This is a genomic window from Aggregatibacter sp. oral taxon 513 (assembly GCF_018128305.1).
In the GTDB taxonomy this organism is placed as follows: Bacteria; Pseudomonadota; Gammaproteobacteria; order Enterobacterales; family Pasteurellaceae; genus Aggregatibacter; species Aggregatibacter segnis_A.
In genome coordinates this window covers 325,421-346,266 of record NZ_CP072381.1, presented here as the reverse complement: position 1 = coordinate 346,266, position 20,846 = coordinate 325,421, and the positions used below count along the sequence as shown (strand labels likewise).

At 44.1% G+C, this 20,846-nt stretch carries 15 protein-coding genes and 5 tRNA genes; 11 read left to right on the top strand and 9 right to left on the bottom strand.

Annotated features, from left to right (window positions below):
• Positions 1 to 60: 60 nt before the first annotated feature.
• The 6 genes from J5A60_RS01835 to gltX form a co-directional block, all read right to left on the bottom strand.
• The gene (locus J5A60_RS01835) at positions 61 to 912 is read right to left on the bottom strand and encodes a thymidylate synthase (protein ID WP_212510381.1); all 852 of its coding nucleotides are present in this window, start codon (positions 910 to 912) and stop codon (positions 61 to 63) included.
• Entirely contained in the window at positions 909 to 1,706 is a 798-nt protein-coding gene (gene lgt, locus J5A60_RS01830) for a prolipoprotein diacylglyceryl transferase (RefSeq protein WP_212510380.1), read from the bottom strand. The genes J5A60_RS01835 and lgt overlap by 4 nt, the downstream gene beginning before the upstream one ends.
• An 8-nt stretch (positions 1,707 to 1,714) precedes the next feature.
• Complete coding sequence (locus J5A60_RS01825) at positions 1,715 to 2,512, bottom strand: sulfite exporter TauE/SafE family protein (protein WP_212510379.1); 798 nt, start codon at positions 2,510 to 2,512, stop codon at positions 1,715 to 1,717.
• Positions 2,513 to 2,514: 2 nt separating this feature from the next.
• Positions 2,515 to 3,114, bottom strand: a complete 600-nt coding sequence (rppH, locus tag J5A60_RS01820) for an RNA pyrophosphohydrolase (RefSeq protein WP_212510378.1) — start codon at positions 3,112 to 3,114, stop codon at positions 2,515 to 2,517.
• A 277-nt stretch (positions 3,115 to 3,391) separates the two neighbouring features.
• Positions 3,392 to 3,467: transfer RNA gene (locus J5A60_RS01815), tRNA-Ala, on the bottom strand.
• Positions 3,468 to 3,546: 79 nt separating this feature from the next.
• Positions 3,547 to 4,992 (bottom strand): glutamate--tRNA ligase, encoded by a 1,446-nt coding sequence (gltX, locus tag J5A60_RS01810; RefSeq protein WP_212510377.1) that lies wholly within the window; start codon positions 4,990 to 4,992, stop codon positions 3,547 to 3,549.
• Between the two features lie 170 nt (positions 4,993 to 5,162).
• Here gltX and J5A60_RS01805 point away from each other — a divergent pair.
• The 8 genes from J5A60_RS01805 to J5A60_RS01770 all read left to right on the top strand — a co-directional run bounded on the left by J5A60_RS01805 (position 5,163) and on the right by J5A60_RS01770 (position 10,608).
• Positions 5,163 to 5,238 (top strand) — tRNA-Val (locus J5A60_RS01805).
• 37 nt (positions 5,239 to 5,275) lie between these two features.
• Positions 5,276 to 5,351, top strand: a tRNA-Val gene (locus J5A60_RS01800).
• Between the two features lie 37 nt (positions 5,352 to 5,388).
• Positions 5,389 to 5,464, top strand: a tRNA-Val gene (locus J5A60_RS01795).
• A 27-nt stretch (positions 5,465 to 5,491) separates the two neighbouring features.
• A tRNA-Val gene (locus J5A60_RS01790) sits at positions 5,492 to 5,567 on the top strand.
• A gap of 111 nt (positions 5,568 to 5,678) precedes the next feature.
• Positions 5,679 to 6,467, top strand: coding sequence for a glycosyltransferase family 32 protein (locus J5A60_RS01785; RefSeq protein ID WP_212510376.1), 789 nt, complete (start codon positions 5,679 to 5,681; stop codon positions 6,465 to 6,467).
• 114 nt (positions 6,468 to 6,581) lie between these two features.
• Positions 6,582 to 7,955 (top strand): argininosuccinate lyase, encoded by a 1,374-nt coding sequence (gene argH / locus J5A60_RS01780; protein ID WP_212510375.1) that lies wholly within the window; start codon positions 6,582 to 6,584, stop codon positions 7,953 to 7,955.
• A 273-nt stretch (positions 7,956 to 8,228) separates the two neighbouring features.
• Complete coding sequence (gdhA, locus tag J5A60_RS01775; RefSeq protein WP_212510374.1) at positions 8,229 to 9,578, top strand: NADP-specific glutamate dehydrogenase; 1,350 nt, start codon at positions 8,229 to 8,231, stop codon at positions 9,576 to 9,578.
• A 199-nt stretch (positions 9,579 to 9,777) separates the two neighbouring features.
• Positions 9,778 to 10,608 (top strand): class II glutamine amidotransferase, encoded by an 831-nt coding sequence (locus J5A60_RS01770; RefSeq protein WP_212510373.1) that lies wholly within the window; start codon positions 9,778 to 9,780, stop codon positions 10,606 to 10,608.
• Between the two features lie 70 nt (positions 10,609 to 10,678).
• Here the strand turns inward: J5A60_RS01770 and dnaE are convergent, their stop codons facing one another.
• Complete coding sequence (gene dnaE / locus J5A60_RS01765) at positions 10,679 to 14,155, bottom strand: DNA polymerase III subunit alpha (RefSeq protein WP_212510372.1); 3,477 nt, start codon at positions 14,153 to 14,155, stop codon at positions 10,679 to 10,681.
• A 242-nt stretch (positions 14,156 to 14,397) separates the two neighbouring features.
• On the opposite strand from dnaE, the gene J5A60_RS01760 reads away from it, so the two are divergent.
• The 3 genes from J5A60_RS01760 to nrdG all read left to right on the top strand — a co-directional run bounded on the left by J5A60_RS01760 (position 14,398) and on the right by nrdG (position 19,447).
• Positions 14,398 to 16,185, top strand: a complete 1,788-nt coding sequence (locus J5A60_RS01760) for a long-chain fatty acid--CoA ligase (protein ID WP_212510371.1) — start codon at positions 14,398 to 14,400, stop codon at positions 16,183 to 16,185.
• Positions 16,186 to 16,466: 281 nt separating this feature from the next.
• Complete coding sequence (nrdD, locus tag J5A60_RS01755) at positions 16,467 to 18,593, top strand: anaerobic ribonucleoside-triphosphate reductase (RefSeq protein WP_212510370.1); 2,127 nt, start codon at positions 16,467 to 16,469, stop codon at positions 18,591 to 18,593.
• A gap of 386 nt (positions 18,594 to 18,979) precedes the next feature.
• The gene (gene nrdG / locus J5A60_RS01750) at positions 18,980 to 19,447 is read left to right on the top strand and encodes an anaerobic ribonucleoside-triphosphate reductase-activating protein (RefSeq protein ID WP_212510369.1); all 468 of its coding nucleotides are present in this window, start codon (positions 18,980 to 18,982) and stop codon (positions 19,445 to 19,447) included.
• Between the two features lie 27 nt (positions 19,448 to 19,474).
• On the opposite strand, the gene J5A60_RS01745 is transcribed toward nrdG, so the two are convergent.
• Both J5A60_RS01745 and J5A60_RS01740 read right to left on the bottom strand, forming a co-directional pair.
• On the bottom strand, positions 19,475 to 20,266 hold the full coding sequence (locus J5A60_RS01745; RefSeq protein ID WP_212510368.1) for a TatD family hydrolase: 792 nt from the start codon (positions 20,264 to 20,266) through the stop codon (positions 19,475 to 19,477).
• Positions 20,267 to 20,309: 43 nt separating this feature from the next.
• The gene (locus tag J5A60_RS01740) at positions 20,310 to 20,822 is read right to left on the bottom strand and encodes a peptidylprolyl isomerase (protein ID WP_212510367.1); all 513 of its coding nucleotides are present in this window, start codon (positions 20,820 to 20,822) and stop codon (positions 20,310 to 20,312) included.
• Positions 20,823 to 20,846: the final 24 nt, after the last annotated feature.

The following is a 20,846-nucleotide window of genomic DNA, read 5'->3' as shown; positions in this document are numbered from 1 at the left end:
GCTATTCAGATAAAAAGTGCGGTGGATTTAAAAAACGTTTTTAAAACCGACCGCACTTTGTTAGACGGAAAACGGATATTTAATCGGTTCGTGGCATTGATAACCCGTGACTTTGAAATCATCCATGGTGACCCAGGTTTCCAGGTCTTCTAAAGATTTAATGTCCGGGTTAATTTCCAACTGCGGTGAAGGGAAAGGCTCACGTTTTAATTGCACATCACGCATGAGTTCCAACTGGTCTTCATAAATATGTGCATTCACAATGTGATGGAATACCTGCCCTGCTTTTTTACCGGTAATTTGTGCCATTAATGCTAAGAAAGTGAATACTTGGATTTGGTTGAAATTCAAACCAAGCGGCACATCGCAAGAGCGTTGGTAACTGGTGAGATATAACGTATCACCCAATAAAGAAAAAGTATGCGTATGCATGCAAGGACGCAAACAACCCAAATCAAATTCACCCGGATTATAGAACGTCAGAATCTCACCGCGGTCATCAATGCCTTTGCTGAGGTTATTGACGATTTTACGCAACTGATCGAGATGTTCACCATTTGGCTTGCGCCAGCTTCTGCCCTGCACACCATACACGCGTCCCATGTCATCCGTGCCTTTGCGGTGCGGATTATTCAGCCAAGCCTGATTTTCATTGGCATTGGCATCCCACGTTTTGGTGCCAAGATTGCGGAAGTCTGCTGCATTGTCATAACCGCGAATATAGCCTAAAAATTCTGCAATCGCTGCTTTCCAATAACTTTTACGGGTGGTAATCAACGGAAATTGGTTATTTGCCACATCGTAAGTCAAACCGGCGTTAATCACGGTCAAACAACGTTTGCCGGTACGTTCGTTTTCTACCCAAACGCCTTCGTTAACAATACGTTGGCACAAATCTAAATATTGTTTCATTTTTTCACCGCACTTTTGTTGTATGCCCAAAGCATAATGAAAACACCGCCAAGCATCATTGGCAGACAAAGAAGTTGGCCTCTTGTGATCACATCAAGAAACAGTTCTACATCAGGTTCGCGCACATATTCAATCATAAAACGGAAAACGCCATAACCAATGAGGAAGAGGCCGGCAACCGATCCCATTGGACGTGGTTTACGAATAAACCAATTCAAAATAAGGAACAATACCAAACCTTCTAACACAGCTTCATATAATTGAGATGGATGGCGTGGTAATAATAGCGGATCTGTCGGAAAAATCATTGCCCAAGGCACGTCCGTTGCACGTCCCCATAATTCTAAATTGATGAAGTTACCAAGACGCCCCATTCCTAAACCGAAAGGAATGAGAGGTGCAACAAAATCTGCCGTCGCCCAAAAGCTGCGTTTTTGTATTTTAGAAGTAATGACCATGGCAATAATCACGCCAATTAAGCCACCATGAAAAGACATACCGCCTTCCCAAACGCGTAATAAATACAGCGGGTCCTGTAAAAAACGATCAAAATTATAAAAGAAGACATCACCAATTCGACCGCCTAAAAAGACGCCCATGAAACCATTAAAGAGTAAAGAATCGACTTGATCTACCGTCCAACCGCTGTTTGCTTGCTGAACTCGGCGCACACCTAACCAACGAGCAAAAATAAAACCGAGCAAATACATTAATCCATACCAGCGCAAACCGATGGGACCAAATTCAAAAATTGCCGGATCGAAATGCGGTAATACAAGGTAATCTGAATTCATAACGTTCCTTATTTCAATAACATATTAATCGCCACCACAATTAAAAAGGCGGCAAAGGCTTTCTTCAAGGTCGGCACCGGGAGTTTATTCGTTGCGTTGGCACCAAGTTTAGAAGTGAAAAATGAGGTGACCGTGATGCCCAATACAGCCGGAAAATATACGAAACCGATCGAATAAGGCGGCATACCTTGCGCATTCCAACCGCTCACCATAAAACTTAACATTCCTGCAATCCCCATCAACATGCCGCAGAAAGCGGAAGTACCGATAGCTTTTTTAATATCTACGTTGCGAGAATTTAAAAACGGCACAATAAATCCACCACCACCAATACCGGCAACGCTTGATGCCATACCAATCAAGGCACCGCCAATAACCGAGGATAACGGTGTAATTTTTTTATTCGGGTCGATGTTTTTCGGCTTAATAGACAAAATCATTTTAGCGGCTAAATAAACAACTAAGCAGGCAAACAACTTGCTGGAAATGTCATGAGGCAATTTACTGATGTATTGTCCTGAAATGAAGGCACTGATCATTAATGCGGGGGCAAAATACTTCAAGGTGGACCAAACAACATTGCCAAGTTTGTGGTGTCGTTGTGCGGAAGAAAAAGCGGTAACTACGATAGTCGCGAAGGAGGTGCCAAGTGCAGTGGACATTAAGAGCGAATCCGGTACGCCGACAATTGGCAATAAATAAACCATCATCGGCACAATCACCATGCCGCCACCAATGCCGAATAAACCGGCTAAAAAGCCGGCGACACAACCGGCAAGCAAACAAAAGAGGAAAAAGGTTAACATAATTATCTCTTATACTTTTGTGATGAATGTTTAGAATGCTTTGAATGGGTCTGTTTTGGCGTTGAAAAGGTATTCTTTTTCTCTTCTACTGCGCTAGAGTCTGCCCGCAATAACAAGTCTTTGTTATTTTCATCAAATAACACCGTAGCAAACTCTTTCATCGCTTTACGATAGACATCTCTTTTGAAAGAAACCACTTGACGCACCGGATACCAGAAACTCACCCAACGCCAACCATCAAACTCCGGTGTTTTACTGCATTGCATATTGATGTTTTTGGTGTCGCTGACTAACTGCAATAAAAACCAGCGTTGTTTCTGTCCGATACAAATAGGTTTGGAATCATAACGTAACAGCCGTTTTGGCAATTTATAACGCAGCCAATGCTTAGAGGCATAGAGCACTCGCACATCTTTGCGTGTTAATCCGACTTCCTCAAACAATTCTCGGTACATCGCTTGTTCTGGCGTTTCATTATCATTAATCCCGCCTTGCGGAAATTGCCAGGAATTCTGTCCGTATCTTTTCGCCCACAGCACTTGCCCTTTGTCGTTGCAAATAACAATGCCTACATTCGGACGGTAGCCATCGAAATCGATCACTATCGTATCCTTAAAATTCAGTTAATTTTTTTAAATTGGAATAGCGACAAATTGTTTCATAAACTCCCCCTTCGGGCAACTCATTTAGCAAGAAACAGGGAGCTATAGAACATTTAAGAAATGTTTAAATGCTCTTTTTAAGCATAAATTTCACATTAGATGAGATAACTTTAGAGGCAAGAACTTAATAGCATTTGCGTTGATAACGCATGAAGCACAACGCTAAAAAATAAAAAAACCTTACCAACTAATAACTAATTGATAAGGTTGTAAAATTTGGTGGAGATAATCGGGATCGAACCGACGACCTCTTGAATGCCATTCAAGCGCTCTCCCAACTGAGCTATATCCCCGTATAGTGGCGGCTATGATAAATTCCGCCCCTTGGTCTGTCAATATTAAATTTTTAATTCATTGCCATCAGATTAAATATTAAACGTTTTGTGCGTGAATAAAATCAATGGCTCGTTGAATACGATTTAATACGCGATCACGCCCGATACCCACAAGGGTGACGTCCATAGACGGCGATTGCCCCGCGCCAGTCACGGCCACACGCAACGGCATCCCCACTTTACCCATGCCAACCTCTAATTCGGCAGCAGTTTGTTCAATGGCTTCATGAGTAGAATGCAAATCCCAAGTGGAAAGTGCGGTCAGTTTTTCTTTTACTTTTTTAAGAGCTTCTGCCGCACCCGCTTTGAAATGTTTTTTCACCGCGGCTTCATCAAAATCGTCAAACTCTTCAAAGAAATAACGGCTGGCAAGCGCCATTTCACGTAACGTTTTACAACGATCCGCCAGCATGGTGATGATTTCCGTTAATGCCGGGCCGTTGGACGTGTCAATGCCTAAATCCTGATATTGCCATGCTAAATGTTTCGCGACGTAGTCCGCTGGCAATTCACGAATATAGTGATGGTTCAACCACAATAATTTTTCGGTATTAAAGGCACTGGCAGATTTACTCACGGAGTGTAAATCAAATAAATCAATCATTTCTTGGCGGGTGAAAATTTCCTGATCACCATGGCCCCAGCCTAAACGCACTAAATAGTTAATGAGCGCTTCCGGCAAATAGCCTTCATCACGATATTGCATCACGCTCACTGCGCCGTGACGTTTAGACAGTTTTTGACCATCGTCCCCGTTAATCATGGAAACGTGTGCATATACCGGAATCGGTGCGCCAAGGGCTTTTAAAATGTTAATTTGACGCGGGGTGTTATTAATATGGTCTTCACCGCGTACAACGTGGGTAATACCCATATCCCAGTCATCTACCACCACGCAGAAGTTATAGGTCGGTGAGCCGTCGGTACGGCGGATAATCAAGTCATCCAATTCGCTGTTGCTGATTTCAATGCGTCCACGCACCGCATCATCAAATACCACAGAACCCTCAGTTGGATTTTTAAAACGCACAACATGCGGTTCATCGGCAGAATGTTCAGCGTGATCATGTAAACAATGGCGGTCATAACGCGGTTTTTCTTTATTTTGTTCTTGTGTATGACGTAATGTTTCCAAACGTTCTTTGGTACAGTAACAACGGTATGCCAAACCTTGCTCAATCATTTGATCGATAACTTGGTTATAACGGTCAAAACGCTTAGTTTGATAATAAGGGCCATGCTCCCAAGCCAAATCTAACCATTCCATCGCTTCTAAAATGGCTTGCGTGGCTTCCGGTGTGGAGCGCTCCAAATCGGTATCTTCAATACGCAACACAAATTCGCCGTGATTGTGTTTAGCGTATAACCAGGAATAAAGTGCGGTACGCGCGCCGCCAACGTGCAAATAACCGGTTGGGCTTGGTGCAAAACGGGTACGCACCTTAACGTTTGGATCTAAATTAAACAATGCTTCTAATTTCATTTTATAACCTTTTTCTGTGCAAATAATTATGCGGTATTGTACTACGAGTTGTTTGAATTCATAAGGAAAAATCTGTTTTTATGCCTATTTTTAAAACAACCAACGGATTTTTGGCAAAAATTTGTTGACTGAAATCATTGAGCAATTATAATGCACGCTCACAACATTGAGGGCGATTAGCTCAGTTGGGAGAGCACCTCCCTTACAAGGAGGGGGTCACTGGTTCGAGACCGGTATCGCCCACCACTTTCAAGGTTTCTCAATGTTGTCAATGTAACGACGTGGGCGATTAGCTCAGTTGGGAGAGCACCTCCCTTACAAGGAGGGGGTCACTGGTTCGAGACCGGTATCGCCCACCACTTCTTTACATACTTCCCTATTTTAAGATTCTAACGTGGGCGATTAGCTCAGTTGGGAGAGCACCTCCCTTACAAGGAGGGGGTCACTGGTTCGAGACCGGTATCGCCCACCACTTAAAATCTTAAAATACCGATTCGTCGGGCGATTAGCTCAGTTGGGAGAGCACCTCCCTTACAAGGAGGGGGTCACTGGTTCGAGACCAGTATCGCCCACCACTCTACTTTTCATGTAATGTTTTCTCTTTCAAAGCCTTCCTGACGTTTATTCTTTTTGTGTAAAGTGATAAAGTACAGCCTGTTTTTCAACAGAATAAACGGATTCATTTAATGCAAAAAACAATAAAAAATCAGACCGCACTTTTAATTTCAAACGGTCTATTACGCTTAACCGGGAACATTGTCAAAATCCTAAGCTACCCTTTCCATGCGCTTTTTCCGAAAAAACGCTTTACGATCCCCGAATTCAGTCCGGCTAAACGCCAATCCGGCAAACCAAGCAAAATTAATCGCGTGATTTGGCAAACCAACTACAGCAATAAAGTGACGTTGCCAATTTACTGCAACTATTTGGTCAACCGTTTATTTTCGTTAAGTTACGATTACCGCTATGTCAGCACTGAAGCACGTAGCGAGTATATTGAAAAATATGCTGATCCACGCACGTTTGCCGCTTACAGCCAACTGACTGACGGTGCCGCACAAGCGGATTTTTGGCGCTTATTCACACTCTACCAAGACGGCGGTATTTATATGGATATTGATGGTCATCTTGTCGGCTGCTTAGATGCGATGATTGACCCGGAGGATGACGAAGTCCTCATCACCCGTCGTGGACGTTACACTAACTTCTTCTTAGCCAGCCGCAAAGGCAACCCATTTTTAAAGGAAACGTTGGATATTATCGTAGACAACATTGAACATCGTCGCGTTGACGGCGGCGTATTTGTTCTTACCGGCCCGGAAACATTAAACAAAGCACTGGAAAACAAAGACGTAAATACGCGCCGTGATAAATTTACCTGTGCCCAAGGCACGTTCGCTAACGAGTATTTTCAATACATGGATAAAAAACGTGGTAAATGGATTCACGCAAAAAACGAAGATTTATTAAAATAACGGTCAATGACACAAAAAGTGCGGTCACAAAAAGCAAATTTTTTGTTGATCGCCTTTTTTGTTTCTGTGATATATTTTTTAACCAATGACATCAATCACAAATTAGAGGATTCTATGGCACTTTGGGGTGGACGCTTTACGCAGGCGGCGGACAAGCGTTTTAAAAATTTTAACGATTCATTACGCTTTGACTATCGTCTTGCCGAGCAAGATATTGAGGGCTCCATCGGCTGGTCGAAGGCTTTGGTTTCCGTCAATATTTTAAGCGTACAAGAACAGCAACAATTAGAACAAGCATTGAACGAATTATTGATTGAAGTGCAGTCAAATCCGCAAGCGATTTTGCAAGACGATGCCGAAGACATTCACAGTTGGGTGGAAAGTAAACTGATCGACAAAGTGGGCAATTTAGGTAAAAAACTGCACACCGGTCGCAGCCGTAACGACCAAGTAGCGCTCGACATCAAAATGTGGTGTAAAGAGCGTGTAGCCGAATTGCAACATTCCATTCGCGAGTTACAACGCAAATTGGTGTTTACCGCAGAAAATAACCAAGATGCTGTGATGCCTGGCTACACCCACCTACAACGTGCCCAACCAATTACCTTTGCCCATTGGTGCATGGCTTACGTGGAAATGTTGGATCGCGATTATTCCCGTTTAGCCGATGCTTACCGCCGTATGAATAGCTGCCCACTAGGCAGTGGTGCCCTAGCCGGCACAGCGTATCCTATCGATCGCGAACAGCTTGCCAAAGATTTAGATTTCGCATTTGCAACCCGTAACAGTTTGGACAGCGTCTCCGATCGCGATCATATCGTCGAACTACTTTCTGCCGCCTCGCTGAGCATGGTGCATTTATCCCGTTTCGCCGAAGATATGATTATTTTCAACAGCGGCGAATCTAACTTTGTGGAACTCTCCGATCGCGTAACCTCCGGTTCCTCCCTCATGCCACAGAAGAAAAACCCTGATGCCTGCGAATTAATCCGCGGCAAAGCAGGACGTGTTATCGGTGCATTAAATGGGATGTTAATGACATTAAAGGGATTACCGTTGGCGTATAACAAAGATATGCAGGAAGACAAAGAAGGCATTTTCGATGCATTGGACACTTGGCAAGATTGCTTAGACATGGCGTCATTAGTATTAGACGACATCAAAGTGAACGTGAAACGCACCCGCGAATCGGCTCTTAAAGGCTACTCCAACGCCACCGAACTGGCCGATTATTTGGTTGCCAAAGGCGTACCGTTCCGTGATTCCCATCACATTGTGGGCGAAACCGTGGTGTATGCCATCAAGCAACACAAGGCCTTAGAAGATCTGACGATTCCTGAATTTCGTCAATTTTGTGAAAAAGTATCGGACGATGTGTATGACATTCTTTCTTTACAATCCTGCTTAGACAAACGCGCCGCCAAAGGTGGAGTATCACCGTTGCGTATCGCAGAAGCCATTGCAGAAGCAAAAGCAAGATTTGCCTAACATCTCTTCTAAAGTGCGGTCATAAAAAATCTTATTTTTATGACCGCACTTTTGCCATCACCCTCCCGAAAAAAATAAATCCAATCTAACAAACAAATCTATTTTTTAGATAAAAAATAAAATAAGTTAAAAACACAAAACAATTTAATTATTTTTCGTAAAAATATTTGAAAACATATGATTTCCTGTTGCATAGTAATTCCGACTTAGCAATATAGCCAAGCGAAAATAAATAAAGCAAACACCAACATACTATCCACAGGAGAAATTCTTATGTCTCACGCAGTTGCCTCACTCGAAGAATTCTTAGCAAAAGTCGAACAACGTGACGGAAACCAACCGGAATTTTTACAAGCGATACGCGAAGTTTTCACGTCTATTTGGTCATTCCTTGAGAAGAATCCGAAATACTGCTCTGAAGCCTTATTAGAACGTTTAGTTGAGCCGGAACGCATTATTCAATTCCGCGTAGCATGGACCGATGACAAAGGCAAAGTGCAAGTCAACCGCGCTTTCCGCATTCAATTTAACAGCGCTATCGGCCCTTTCAAAGGCGGTATGCGCTTTCACCCGTCCGTCAACCAATCCATTTTAAAATTCTTAGGCTTTGAACAAATCTTCAAAAATGCCTTAACCACCTTGCCAATGGGCGGTGCCAAAGGCGGTTCAGACTTTGATCCAAAAGGTAAAAGTGATGCGGAAGTCATGCGCTTCTGCCAAGCCTTAATGACTGAACTTTATCGCCACATCGGCCCGGATACAGATGTGCCGGCAGGTGATATTGGTGTCGGCGCACGTGAAGTAGGTTATTTAACCGGCATGATGAAAAAACTTTCCAATCAAACCGGCTGTGTCTTTACCGGCAAAGGCTTGAGTTTCGGCGGCAGCTTAATTCGTCCGGAAGCTACCGGTTATGGTTTGGTCTATTTCGTCCAAGCCATGCTGGCAGAAAAAGGTCAAGATTTGAAAGGCAAAACCGTCGCAGTTTCCGGCTCCGGCAACGTGGCACAATATGCGATTGAAAAAGCCCTGCAACTAGGTGCAAAAGTCATTAGCTGTTCCGACTCATCCGGCACCGTTGTGGATGAAGAAGGCTTCACTCAAGAAAAATTAGCCGCTTTAATGGACATCAAAAATGTCAAACGCGGTCGTGTAAAAGATTACGCCGATCTCTTTGGATTGAAATATGTCGCCGGTGCTCGGCCGTGGCATTTAAAAGTCGATATTGCACTCCCATGTGCCACTCAAAACGAATTAGCATTAAGCGATGCACAAGCCTTGATTGCCAATGGCGTGCAAGTCGTAGCCGAAGGTGCCAATATGCCAACCACCATTGAAGCGACCAACGCCTTTATTGAAGCTGGCATATTATTTGGACCAGGCAAAGCAGCAAATGCAGGCGGCGTCGCCACTTCCGGTTTGGAAATGTCACAAAACGCACAACGCTTAAGTTGGACAAGAGAAGAAGTCGATGCAAAATTGCATCGCATTATGTTAGACATTCATGCTAACTGTAAAAAATACGGCAGTGATGCGCAAGGTAACATCAACTATGTCGTGGGTGCGAATGTCGCCGGTTTCGTTAAAGTGGCCGATGCCATGTTGGCACAAGGCGTGTATTAATCGACACGAAAAAACACCTCGAAAAACGACCGCACTTTTGATAGCAACAAAAAGTGCGGTATTTTTTAAGCTAATTTTGTTATGAGACAGCACATTTTGTTCTAAAAATGAGGTCGGTGGAATATTGAAATTAGCGAAATTATAGTGTTAAATCTGCACTTATTCTATGGTTATTCTACACAAGGGTTAAAACAAATTTATGTGCCAATTATTGGGAATGAACTGCAATACGCCGACGGATATTGTGTTTTCATTTGAAGGATTTCGTCATCGCGCCGGACTTACTGATTCCCATTCTGACGGATTTGGTATCGCTTTTTTTGAAGGCAAAGGCGTGCGGATTTTCCGCGACAATAAACCGGGGCATATTTCCCCTATCGCGGATTGTGTAAAACAATACCACATCAAATCCCTCAACGTCATTTCCCATATTCGCAAAGCGACGCAAGGCGATGTAAATCTTGAAAATACCCACCCCTTTATCCGTGAGATCTGGGGAGAAAATTGGGTGTTTGCCCATAATGGTAACTTAACCGAACTGCCCGACATGAGCGAATCTTTCTGTCAACCTATCGGCAGCACAGATTCAGAGACTGCTTTCTGTTACATGGCAGAACAATTAAAAAACCGCTTTAGCAAAAAGCCAAGTGAAGAAGAAATTTTTCAAGCCGTTCAAGATATCAGCAATAAACTCGCAGAACATGGCACCTTCAATTTTATCCTGTCTAACGGCGAATGGATGATTGCCCGTTGTTCCACCAATTTGCACTATCTCACCCGTAAAGCCCCATTTGGCAAAGCACAACGTGTTGATGATGACGGTGTCATCGACTTCAATGAATACGCCAAAGAGGGCGATAAAGTCACGATCATTACCACCGTACCGCTCACCAAAGACGAAGTCTGGAGAAAAATGGAAAACGGTGGATTTGTTTTCTTCAAAAACGGGGAGAAAGTGTGGGAAATTATCGGCACGCCGAGAACAGAAGTGATTGATGATGGGACGTTAGGCACGGCTAAAGTAGCCTAACCCAGCCCATACAAAAAGTGCGGTCGAAAAAAATAATTTTTTTCTGACCGCACTTTTTTATCTCTATTATCTATTCAAACTCCAATTCCACCGCACTTTCACCGAGCAATGTCACAAGTTCGGTCAGCAATTCATCGGTTGGGTTGACCGACCATTGCACGCCCATTTTGACTAAGGCTCTGCCTTCTGGGCTTTGGTAATAAATATGTACCGGCAGGGAATTGCCGCTGTAAGGCTGTAAAATCCGTTTAAATTGCTTAATGAATTGCGGTGTAATTTGTTCTTGAGACAGGCAAATCGCAAGGCTTTTCGCATAACGTGCACGCGCTTCATCAATCGTCATCAAATCCCGCACAGACATACGCAAGCCTTGTGAAAAGTCGTCAAAACTGACCTGCCCTGACACCACGATCACTGTGTCTTTTTGCAGTTTCTCACCGAATTTATCTAGCGCTTCGCCAAACAACGTTAAATCTAAACGACCGGATCGATCATCAATGGTGGCAATGCCGATATGGTTACCTTTTTTGGTCATGGCAATGCGCGTATTAACCACCAAACCGCTGGCGGTGCTCATTTGTCCGCGATAATTCGGCGTTAATTCTTTTAGACGCATTGGGCTGTAATGGGATAATTCTTTTAAATAACGACTCACAGGATGGCTACTCAAATACAATCCGAGAGTTTCCCGTTCACCGTCTAAAATCGTTTTTTCCGTCCAAGGCGCAATGTTGGCATAAGAATGTTCCACTTCCTCGTTGGTTTCTGTCAACACGCCGAACATATCCGTCTGCCCTAAAGCCTCGTCTTTAGCGTGTTGATCGGAGGCACGTAGCGCATCTTCCAGATTTTGTTGTAACGCCGCACGATGTGGTCCAAGTTTATCGAAAGCACCGGATTTAATCAGGCTTTCAAACGTGCGTCGATTGATTTTCTTTAAATCCACGCGGGCACATAAATCAAATAAGTTTTTGAAAATACCGTCTTTCTCACGAGCTTCTACCAAGGCGGCAATCGGCCCTTCACCCACGCCTTTAATGGCACCGATACCATACACAATTTCGCCGTTTTCATTCACGCTAAAATGATGTTTCCCGGTGTTAATGTCAGGCGGAACGACTTTCAAGCCCATGCGCATACATTCGTCATACAAGCCAACGATTTTGTCGGTGTTATCCATTTCCGAAGTCATTACTGCGGCCATGAACTCTGCCGGATAATGGGCTTTCAACCACAGGGTCTGATAGGACACCAAAGCATAAGCAGCTGAGTGGGATTTGTTAAAGCCATAACCCGCAAATTTTTCCACCAAATCGAAGATTTTCATGGAAAGATCCCCGTCGATGCCATTTTTGATGGCCCCCTCTTCAAATACGGAACGCTGCTTCGCCATTTCTTCCGGTTTTTTCTTACCCATCGCACGACGCAATAAGTCCGCGCCACCCAACGTATAACCCGCCAACACTTGGGCAATTTGCATGACCTGCTCTTGATACAAAATAATGCCGTAGGTTGGTTCTAAAATCGGCTTAAGGGATTCATGTTGATAGTTAGCATCCGGGTAAGACACTTCTTCTCGCCCGTGTTTACGGTCGATAAAGTTATCCACCATACCCGATTGCAACGGGCCGGGACGGAACAAGGCTACCAACGCGATAATATCTTCAAAACAGTCTGGCTTAAGACGCTTAATCAAATCTTTCATGCCGCGTGATTCCAACTGGAACACTGCCGTGGTTTCGGCATTGAGCAACACTTCAAAAGATTGATGATCATCCAATGGAATGGCATTGATATCCACTAACGGTTTGCCTTCTTTTTCCATGCGCGCGTTAATCATGTCCAACGCCCATTTTATGATGGTTAAAGTACGTAAGCCTAAGAAGTCAAACTTCACTAAACCCGCATATTCCACATCATTTTTATCGAAGTGAGTGACCGGATGTTTCCCTTCCGAATCACAATACAACGGCGAGAAATCTGTAATTAACGTCGGCGAAATCACCACCCCACCGGCATGCTTACCGGCATTACGCGTAACGCCTTCCAGCTTGCGTGCCATGTCAATAATGGCTCGGACTTCTTCATCGGCATCGTAAATTTCTTGCAGTTTTGGCTCGGCTTCAAACGCTTTCGCGAGCGTCATACCGGGATCCGGCGGCACCAACTTAGAAATGCGATCCACAAAGCCATAAGGTTGTCCCAGTACGCGCCCAACATCTCGAATCACCGCTTTTGCCGCCATGGTTCCGAAGGTAATAATTTGCGATACCGCGCCGCGCCCATACATTTCAGCGACGTGTTCAATCACGCGGTCGCGCCCGTCCATACAGAAATCCACGTCAAAATCAGGCATGGAAACCCGTTCCGGATTGAGGAAACGCTCAAAAAGCAAATCGAATTCCAACGGATCCAAATCGGTAATTTTTAACGCATAAGCCACCAAAGATCCCGCACCGGAACCTCGCCCCGGCCCCACCGGAATATCGTTATCTTTTGACCATTGGATAAATTCCATCACGATCAAAAAGTAGCCCGGGAAGCCCATTTGGTTGATTACATCCAGTTCCACCTGCAAGCGTTCATCATATTCTGGGCGGCGCTCTGCACGCAGTTTTTCATCAGGAAACAGCACCTTGAGGCGTTCTTCCAAGCCCTCTTTGGCGCGTTTCACAAGGTAATCTTCGGTGCTTAAATCCCCGGTTGGAAATTGCGGTAAGAAATATTCGCCCAATCGAATGGTCACGTTACAACGCTGAGCAATTAACAGGGTATTCTCCAAGGCACTTGGTACGTCGGCAAAAAGCTCGCACATTTCTTGCTCGGAGCAAAAATATTGTTGATGGGTATAAAGTTTTGGACGTTTCGGATCGTCCAATGTGAAACCGTCATGAATCGCTACACGAATTTCATGGGCTTCAAAATCTTCTGCCTGTAAAAAGCATACATCATTGGTCGCTACCACCGGCAATTGTTCCCGCTCAGCCAGTTCTAACGCGGCTTGGATGTAACGTTCTTCATCGGGACGACCGGTACGAGTAAGCATCAGATAAAAATGGTCAGGGAAAAATTCGTGGTAAAAATCCACCGCACTTTTGAGTTCATCAGTATTGCTACGCAGTAATTTTTTACCTACATCGCCATTGACGCCGCCGGATAAAACAATCACCCCGGCACGATGTTCTACTAGCCACTGCTGATCAATATACGGCACATCCGAATAACCGCGCTCATAGGCTTTGGAAAGCAACAAGGTGATATTTTTGTAGCCTTCGTTATTTTTTGCCAATAAGGTTAAACGGAATCTTTCCTCGCCACACAGATCGCTTTGCACCAGCACATCGGCACCGATAATCGGTTTCACGCCCGAAGACAATGCCTCACCATAAAACCGCACCAAACCACAAAAGTTGGTGAAATCCGTCAACGCCATCGCCACCATGTTGTTTTCCACGCAGGCTTTCACCAACGGTTTCACCTTGGCGATACCGTCAATCATGGAAAAATCACTGTGAACCTGTAAATGAACAAAACGTGGCGGTGACATAAAAATCCTTAAAATAACAAAAAGTGCGGTCAAAAAATCCAATGGATTTTGAGCGTTGGCTTGAGCAACAGTGGCGAAGCCATAGTGGGTAATTTTAGCGGTATTTTGCCGAGAATTATAGGGATAATTTGTCTAGTGGCATCAACACAATAAATCCCCACAAAACGCAGTTTTATTGCTAGAGTTTTGAGCCTCAATCCGCTATATTAGCGCACAACTGTTAGCTGACTTTGGATTTAACCATGGATCTCAATTTTCATTTTATTCACCGTGTGCGTAGTCAAGCAAAAACGTTGGCAAATCGCACCGCACTTCGTTACTTCAAAGACAACAACTGGTTGTCTATTTCTTGGTCAGAGTTTCAACAACAAATTGACCAAATTTCATTAGCGTTATTAGCAAATCATATTGATATTCAAGATAAAATTGGTATTTTCTCGCATAATATGCCGCGTTGGACGATCACCGATATCGGTGCATTGCAAGTGCGTGCCGTCACCGTGCCGATTTATGCCACGAATACCGCCAAACAAGCCCAATTTATTATTAACAATGCAGATATGAAGATCATTTTTGTGGGCGACCAAGAACAATATGATCAGGTATTGGAAATCGTCGATGAATGCCCGAAACTGGAAAAAATCGTGGCGATGAAAAGTACGATCCATTTGCATGAACACGCCAAAGCCTGCCACTGGCAAGACTTTATTGAGATGGCAGATGAGCAATATCAGGCGGAATTACAACAACGGTTGGATAGCAAATGCTTGGAAGATTTGTTCACATTAATTTACACCTCCGGCACGACCGGTGAGCCGAAAGGCGTGATGTTGGATTACGCGAATTTAGCGCACCAACTCAACGCACACGATCAGGAGCTGAAAGTCGATGATACCGATGTATCTCTTTCCTTCTTGCCGTTATCTCATATTTTTGAGCGCGCTTGGGTGGCTTATGTGCTTCATCGCGGCGCGACCAACTGTTACATTGAAGACACCAATCAAGTGCGGTCGGCTTTGACGGAGATTCGTCCAACCTTAATGTGTGCCGTGCCACGGTTTTACGAAAAGATTTATACGGCCATTTTAGACAAAGTTCATCATGCGCCAAAACTTCGCCAACGTATTTTTCATTGGGCGATGGACGTTGGACATCAGCATTTCGATGCCCTTGCCAAAGGACAAAAGATCGGCTTTTTATTAAAACAACAGTATGCCCTCGCCAACAAACTGGTACTTGGCAAATTACGTGCGCTACTCGGTGGACGCATTCGCATGATGCCTTGCGGTGGTGCTAAATTAGAACCGACGATCGGCTTATTTTTCCACAGCATCGGCTTGAACATTAAGCTGGGTTACGGCATGACAGAAACCACCGCGACGGTTTCCTGTTGGGATAATTTTCACTTTAACGCCAATTCCATCGGCAGTTTAATGCCGGGCGCAGAAGTCAAAATTGGCGAAAATAACGAGATTCTCGTACGCGGTGGCATGGTGATGAAAGGTTATTACAAAAAACCACAGGAAACCGCCGATGCTTTCACTGCAGACGGTTTTTTAAAAACCGGTGATGCAGGCAAATTTGATGCCGAGGGCAATTTATACATCACCGACCGCATTAAAGAATTAATGAAAACGTCCAACGGCAAATACATCGCCCCACAAGTGTTGGAAAGTAAAATCGGCAAAGATAAATTCATCGAACAAATCGCGGTCATTGCTGATGCCAAAAAATACGTTTCCGCCCTTATCGTGCCTTGCTACGCTGCCCTTGAGGAGTACGCCAAACAGGTCAATATCAAATATCAGGATCGTTTAGAGTTACTCAAACATTCCGAGATTTTGCAAATGCTAGAACAGCGAATCAATGAATTACAAAAAGAGCTTGCCGGTTGGGAGCAAATCAAACGGTTTACCTTGTTGCCTCAGGCATTCAGCACGCAGCTGGAAGAAATTACCCCCACGCTAAAATTACGTCGAAAAGTCATTCTGCAACGCTATAAAGAGCAGATTGAAGCGATGTATAGTTAAGTTTTTTACATAATAAGTGCGGTCAAAATTGACAATAAATTTTGACCGCACTTTTTTATTTTGAACACAAAACGTCCAATTCGTGATCAAACTCACAAAACAATAAAATTCTTTTATTTTTCTTTTCTGCTAAATTTTCAACAAAACCAATGACTAACTTGCCTCACGACATTTAATACAGTCCAAACACACAAAAACACTACATATTGTGTGTTGAATTTAAAAAAATATCTATATATAGTATCGCCACTTTGATAACACACTAAATATAGGTGGCTAACATGGGTACATTTTTCGTCATTAAGCGTGATGGTTCACGCATCGGGTTTGAAATTCAACGCATTATTAATGCCATTAAAAAGGCAGCCCAAGCGGTGAGTATTCAAGATGAACGTTTTTGTCATGATATTGCACAAAAAGTCAGCAATGACATTTTTGCGCATCATCAACAAGAAATTGATATTAGCCACATTCAAAAGATTGTCGAAAATCACCTGATGGCAAGCCAATATCCACAAATTGCGCGCGCTTATATTGAGTATCGTCATGAGCGTGATATGGCGCGCGAGAAACGTAGTCAATTAACCAAAGAAATCGAGGGGCTGATTGAACAAAGCAACGTAGAATTGCTCAATGAAAATGCCAATAAAGATGCCAAAGTGATCCCTACTCAGCGGGATTTATTGGCCGGTATCGTGGCGAAACATTATGCTAAGCGTTACATTTTACCGCGCGATGTCGTAGAAGCTCATGAAAAAGGTGAAATTCACTATCATGATTTGGATTATTCACCTTTCTTCCCGATGTTTAACTGTATGTTAGTCGATTTAAAAGGCATGTTGACCCATGGTTTTAAAATGGGAAATGCAGAAATCGAACCACCAAAATCGATCTGTACCGCAACCGCTGTCACTGCCCAAATCATTGCTCAAGTGGCCAGCCATATTTACGGCGGCACCACCATTAACCGCATTGATGAAGTGCTTTCGCCTTATGTGCAGTTAAGCTATGAAAAACACCTCAAAAACGCAGAACAATGGAACATTCCCGATGCGCAAGGATATGCGCAAGCCTTGATTGAAAAAGAATGTTTCGATGCCTTCCAGTCTTTGGAATATGAAGTAAACACGCTGCATACTGCCAATGGACAAACACCGTTTGTTACCTTTGGTTTTGGCTTAGGCACAACTTGGCAAGCACGTTTAATTCAAAAATCCATTTTACAAAATCGAATTCGCGGTTTAGGCAAAAATCACAAAACACCGGTGTTCCCGAAACTGGTCTTTACTCAACGTAAAGGGGTGAATTTAGAGCCAAACGATCCGAATTACGACATCAAACAGCTTGCGTTGGAATGCGCCAGCAAACGGATGTATCCGGATATTCTGAATTACGACCAAGTCGTCAAAGTCACCGGCTCCTTTAAAGCACCAATGGGCTGCCGCAGTTTCTTAGGCGCATTCGAAGAGGATGGCGAGCAAATCCATGACGGACGCAACAACCTCGGTGTGGTGAGCCTCAATTTGCCACGTATCGCCATTGAAGCCAAAGGCGATGAAAAACATTTCTATGACATATTGGATCAACGCTTGGCTTTGGCGAAAAAAGCCTTAATGACCCGTATTGCCCGCTTGGAACACACCAAAGCCCGCGTAGCGCCAATTCTCTACATGGAAGGCGCCTGTGGCGTGCGTTTGAAAGCAGACGATAACGTGGCGCACATCTTCAAAAATGGCCGCGCCTCCATCTCGCTTGGTTACATCGGCATTCATGAAACCATCAATGCGTTGTATCACCAAGGGCATATTTATGATGACGAAATGCTACGTGAAAAAGGCCGTGCTATCGTGGAACACTTAAGCAACGCGGTTAAACAATGGCGTGCCGAAACGGGTTATGCCTTCAGTTTATACTCCACACCAAGTGAAAATCTGTGCGACCGTTTCTGCCGCCTTGATACCAAACAGTTTGGCGTCATCGACGGCGTGACCGATAAAGGCTACTACACCAACAGCTATCACTTGGATGTTGAGAAAAAAGTGAACCCGTACGACAAGTTAGATTTTGAAATGGTGTACCCACCATTGGCTAACGGTGGTTTTATTTGCTACGGCGAATACCCGAACATTCAACATAACTTGAAAGCGTTGGAAGACGTGTGGAATTACAGTTACGACCGCGTGCCTTACTACGGCACCAACACGCCAATCGACGAATGCTACGAATGCGGTTTCACCGGCGAATTTGAATGCACCAGCAAAGGCTTCACCTGTCCGAAATGCGGTAACCACGACAGCGAAAAAGTCTCCGTCACCCGCCGCGTCTGTGGCTACCTCGGCAGCCCGGATGCCCGTCCGTTTAATGCTGGGAAACAGGAAGAAGTGAAGCGTCGGGTTAAACACATGTAATCTTAAGGCGTTGCCAAATCTCCCCTGCCCCCTCTTTGCTAAAGAGGGGGATTTTAGGCGCATTATCACGATAAAGTGCGGTTATTTTTTGGGGAGATATTCAGTCAAAAACATGAAAAAATCTGACCGCACTTTTGCAACGCTCAAATAAAATGGGATCCCGTATAAGACGCCTGAGCGACTTGCCATTTTTAGGCAATTTTCGTCTGTTTGAGCGTAGCGAGTTCGAAAATTGCCGTAAAGAAAATGGCAATCAAGCGAAGAACAGCGGCTTATCCGGGTGCACTTTTCTTTGCTTACTTTCTTTTGTGCAAGCAAAAGAAAGTGAGTCGCCATCGGCGAAACCCGATATTTAAAAAAGCGAATTTGATTTAAACAAAACGAAAATGAACTACCTCCAATACTACCCCGTTGATATCGTCAACGGTGAAGGCACGCGTTGTACGCTTTTTGTCAGCGGCTGTACTCACGGCTGTAAGGGGTGCTACAACCAAAAAAGCTGGTCGTTTAGCGCCGGGGTGCCCTTTGGTATTGAGATGGAAGAACAAATTCTCAAGGATCTCAAAGACACGCGTATTAAACGCCAAGGTTTGACCCTCTCCGGTGGTGACCCTTTGCATCCGAGAAACATAGAAGCTCTGTTGCCTTTGGTTCAACGAGTAAAACGAGAATGTCCCGATAAAGACATTTGGGTCTGGACGGGTTACAAATTAGAGGAATTGGACGCATATCAACGGCAAATGTTGCCCTACATTGATGTGCTCATTGATGGTAAGTTTATTCAAGAACAGGCAGACCCAAGCTTGGTTTGGCGCGGTTCGGCGAATCAGATCATTCATCGTTTTAAGATTTAATGCCTGCATAAAAGTGCGGTGCTTTTTTTAGGCAAATTTACTCAGACTATTTTGCCAAATTGTCTCGGCAATCATCTCCGGCGTTTCACGTCTTAATTCACACAACACCTTAAAAACCTGTTGCACTCTTTCCGGGCGATTCGGTTGACCTTGAAAACCGAATATCGGCATATCGGGCGAATCCGTTTCGAGTAATAAAGCATCAAGTGGCAATTTCGCGATAGTTTGACGGGTTTTATTGGCTCGTTCATAGGTAATCGTGCCGCCTACACCAATAGAATAGCCCAAATCCACAAAACGTTTTGCCTGATCGTAGCTGCCTGCAAAACCATGTACGACGCCACGTTTCGGCACCTCAATGCGTTTAAGAAAAGAAAACAGTTGATCGTGCGACTTACGGGAATGCATGTTCACCGGCAAATCGTGCTTTTTCGCCAAATACAGTTGCGCTTCAAAAAAATCGCATTGCTTGCGCCATAGTTCATCGGTTAATAATTCCGGCACGGCACGTTCCAAACCGATTTCCGCCACGGCGGTACAATTTGGCGAACGCGTTGCTAACGCCTGTTCCAATAAATCTAAATCCTGCGCTTGGTGTTCTTTAATGTACAAGGGATGTAACCCCAAGCCGTAATACAACTGTTGCGGATAAAGTGCGGTCATTTTTTCAATTGTTTTGAAATCCCGCTGTAACACGGCGACGATCAAGACCTTTTGCACACCAGCCGCCTGCGCATTTTGCATAAGCTGCGCCAACGGCTCACCGGTGAACTGCTGTAAATAATCGAGATGAGTATGGGTGTCAAAAAAGGAATACATATCAATCTAAAAAATCAGGCAACTCAATGAGTTGCCTATATTATTATTCATCAACAGAAACAGAGGTAATCACCACATCTTCGTTCGGTACGTCTTGGTGGAAACCTTTGTTGCCGGTTTTCACACCTTTGATTTTGTCCACAACATCCATGCCTTCAACCACTTCTCCGAATACCGCATAGCCCCACTCTTGTACCACTTCTTTGCCAAACATTTCTTTTGAACGATAATCCAAGAAGGTGTTATCCGCCACGTTAATGAAGAATTGTGCCGTGGCAGAATGCGGATCGGAAGTACGCGCCATGGCGATGGTGCCACGCTTGTTGCTTAAACGATTGTTGGCTTCGTTTTTAATCGGTGCGTTAGTCGCTTTCTCGCGCATACCGCTTTCCATGCCGCCGCCTTGAATCATAAAACCGTCAATCACGCGGTGGAAAATTGTGTTATCATAAAACCCATTTTTACAATAAGTTAAGAAGTTTTCTGCCGTTACCGGTGCTTTTTCATGATTTAAGGCAATTTTAATGTCGCCGAAATTAGTGTGTAGTGTAATCATTGTGCTTTTCCTATACGAATTAAA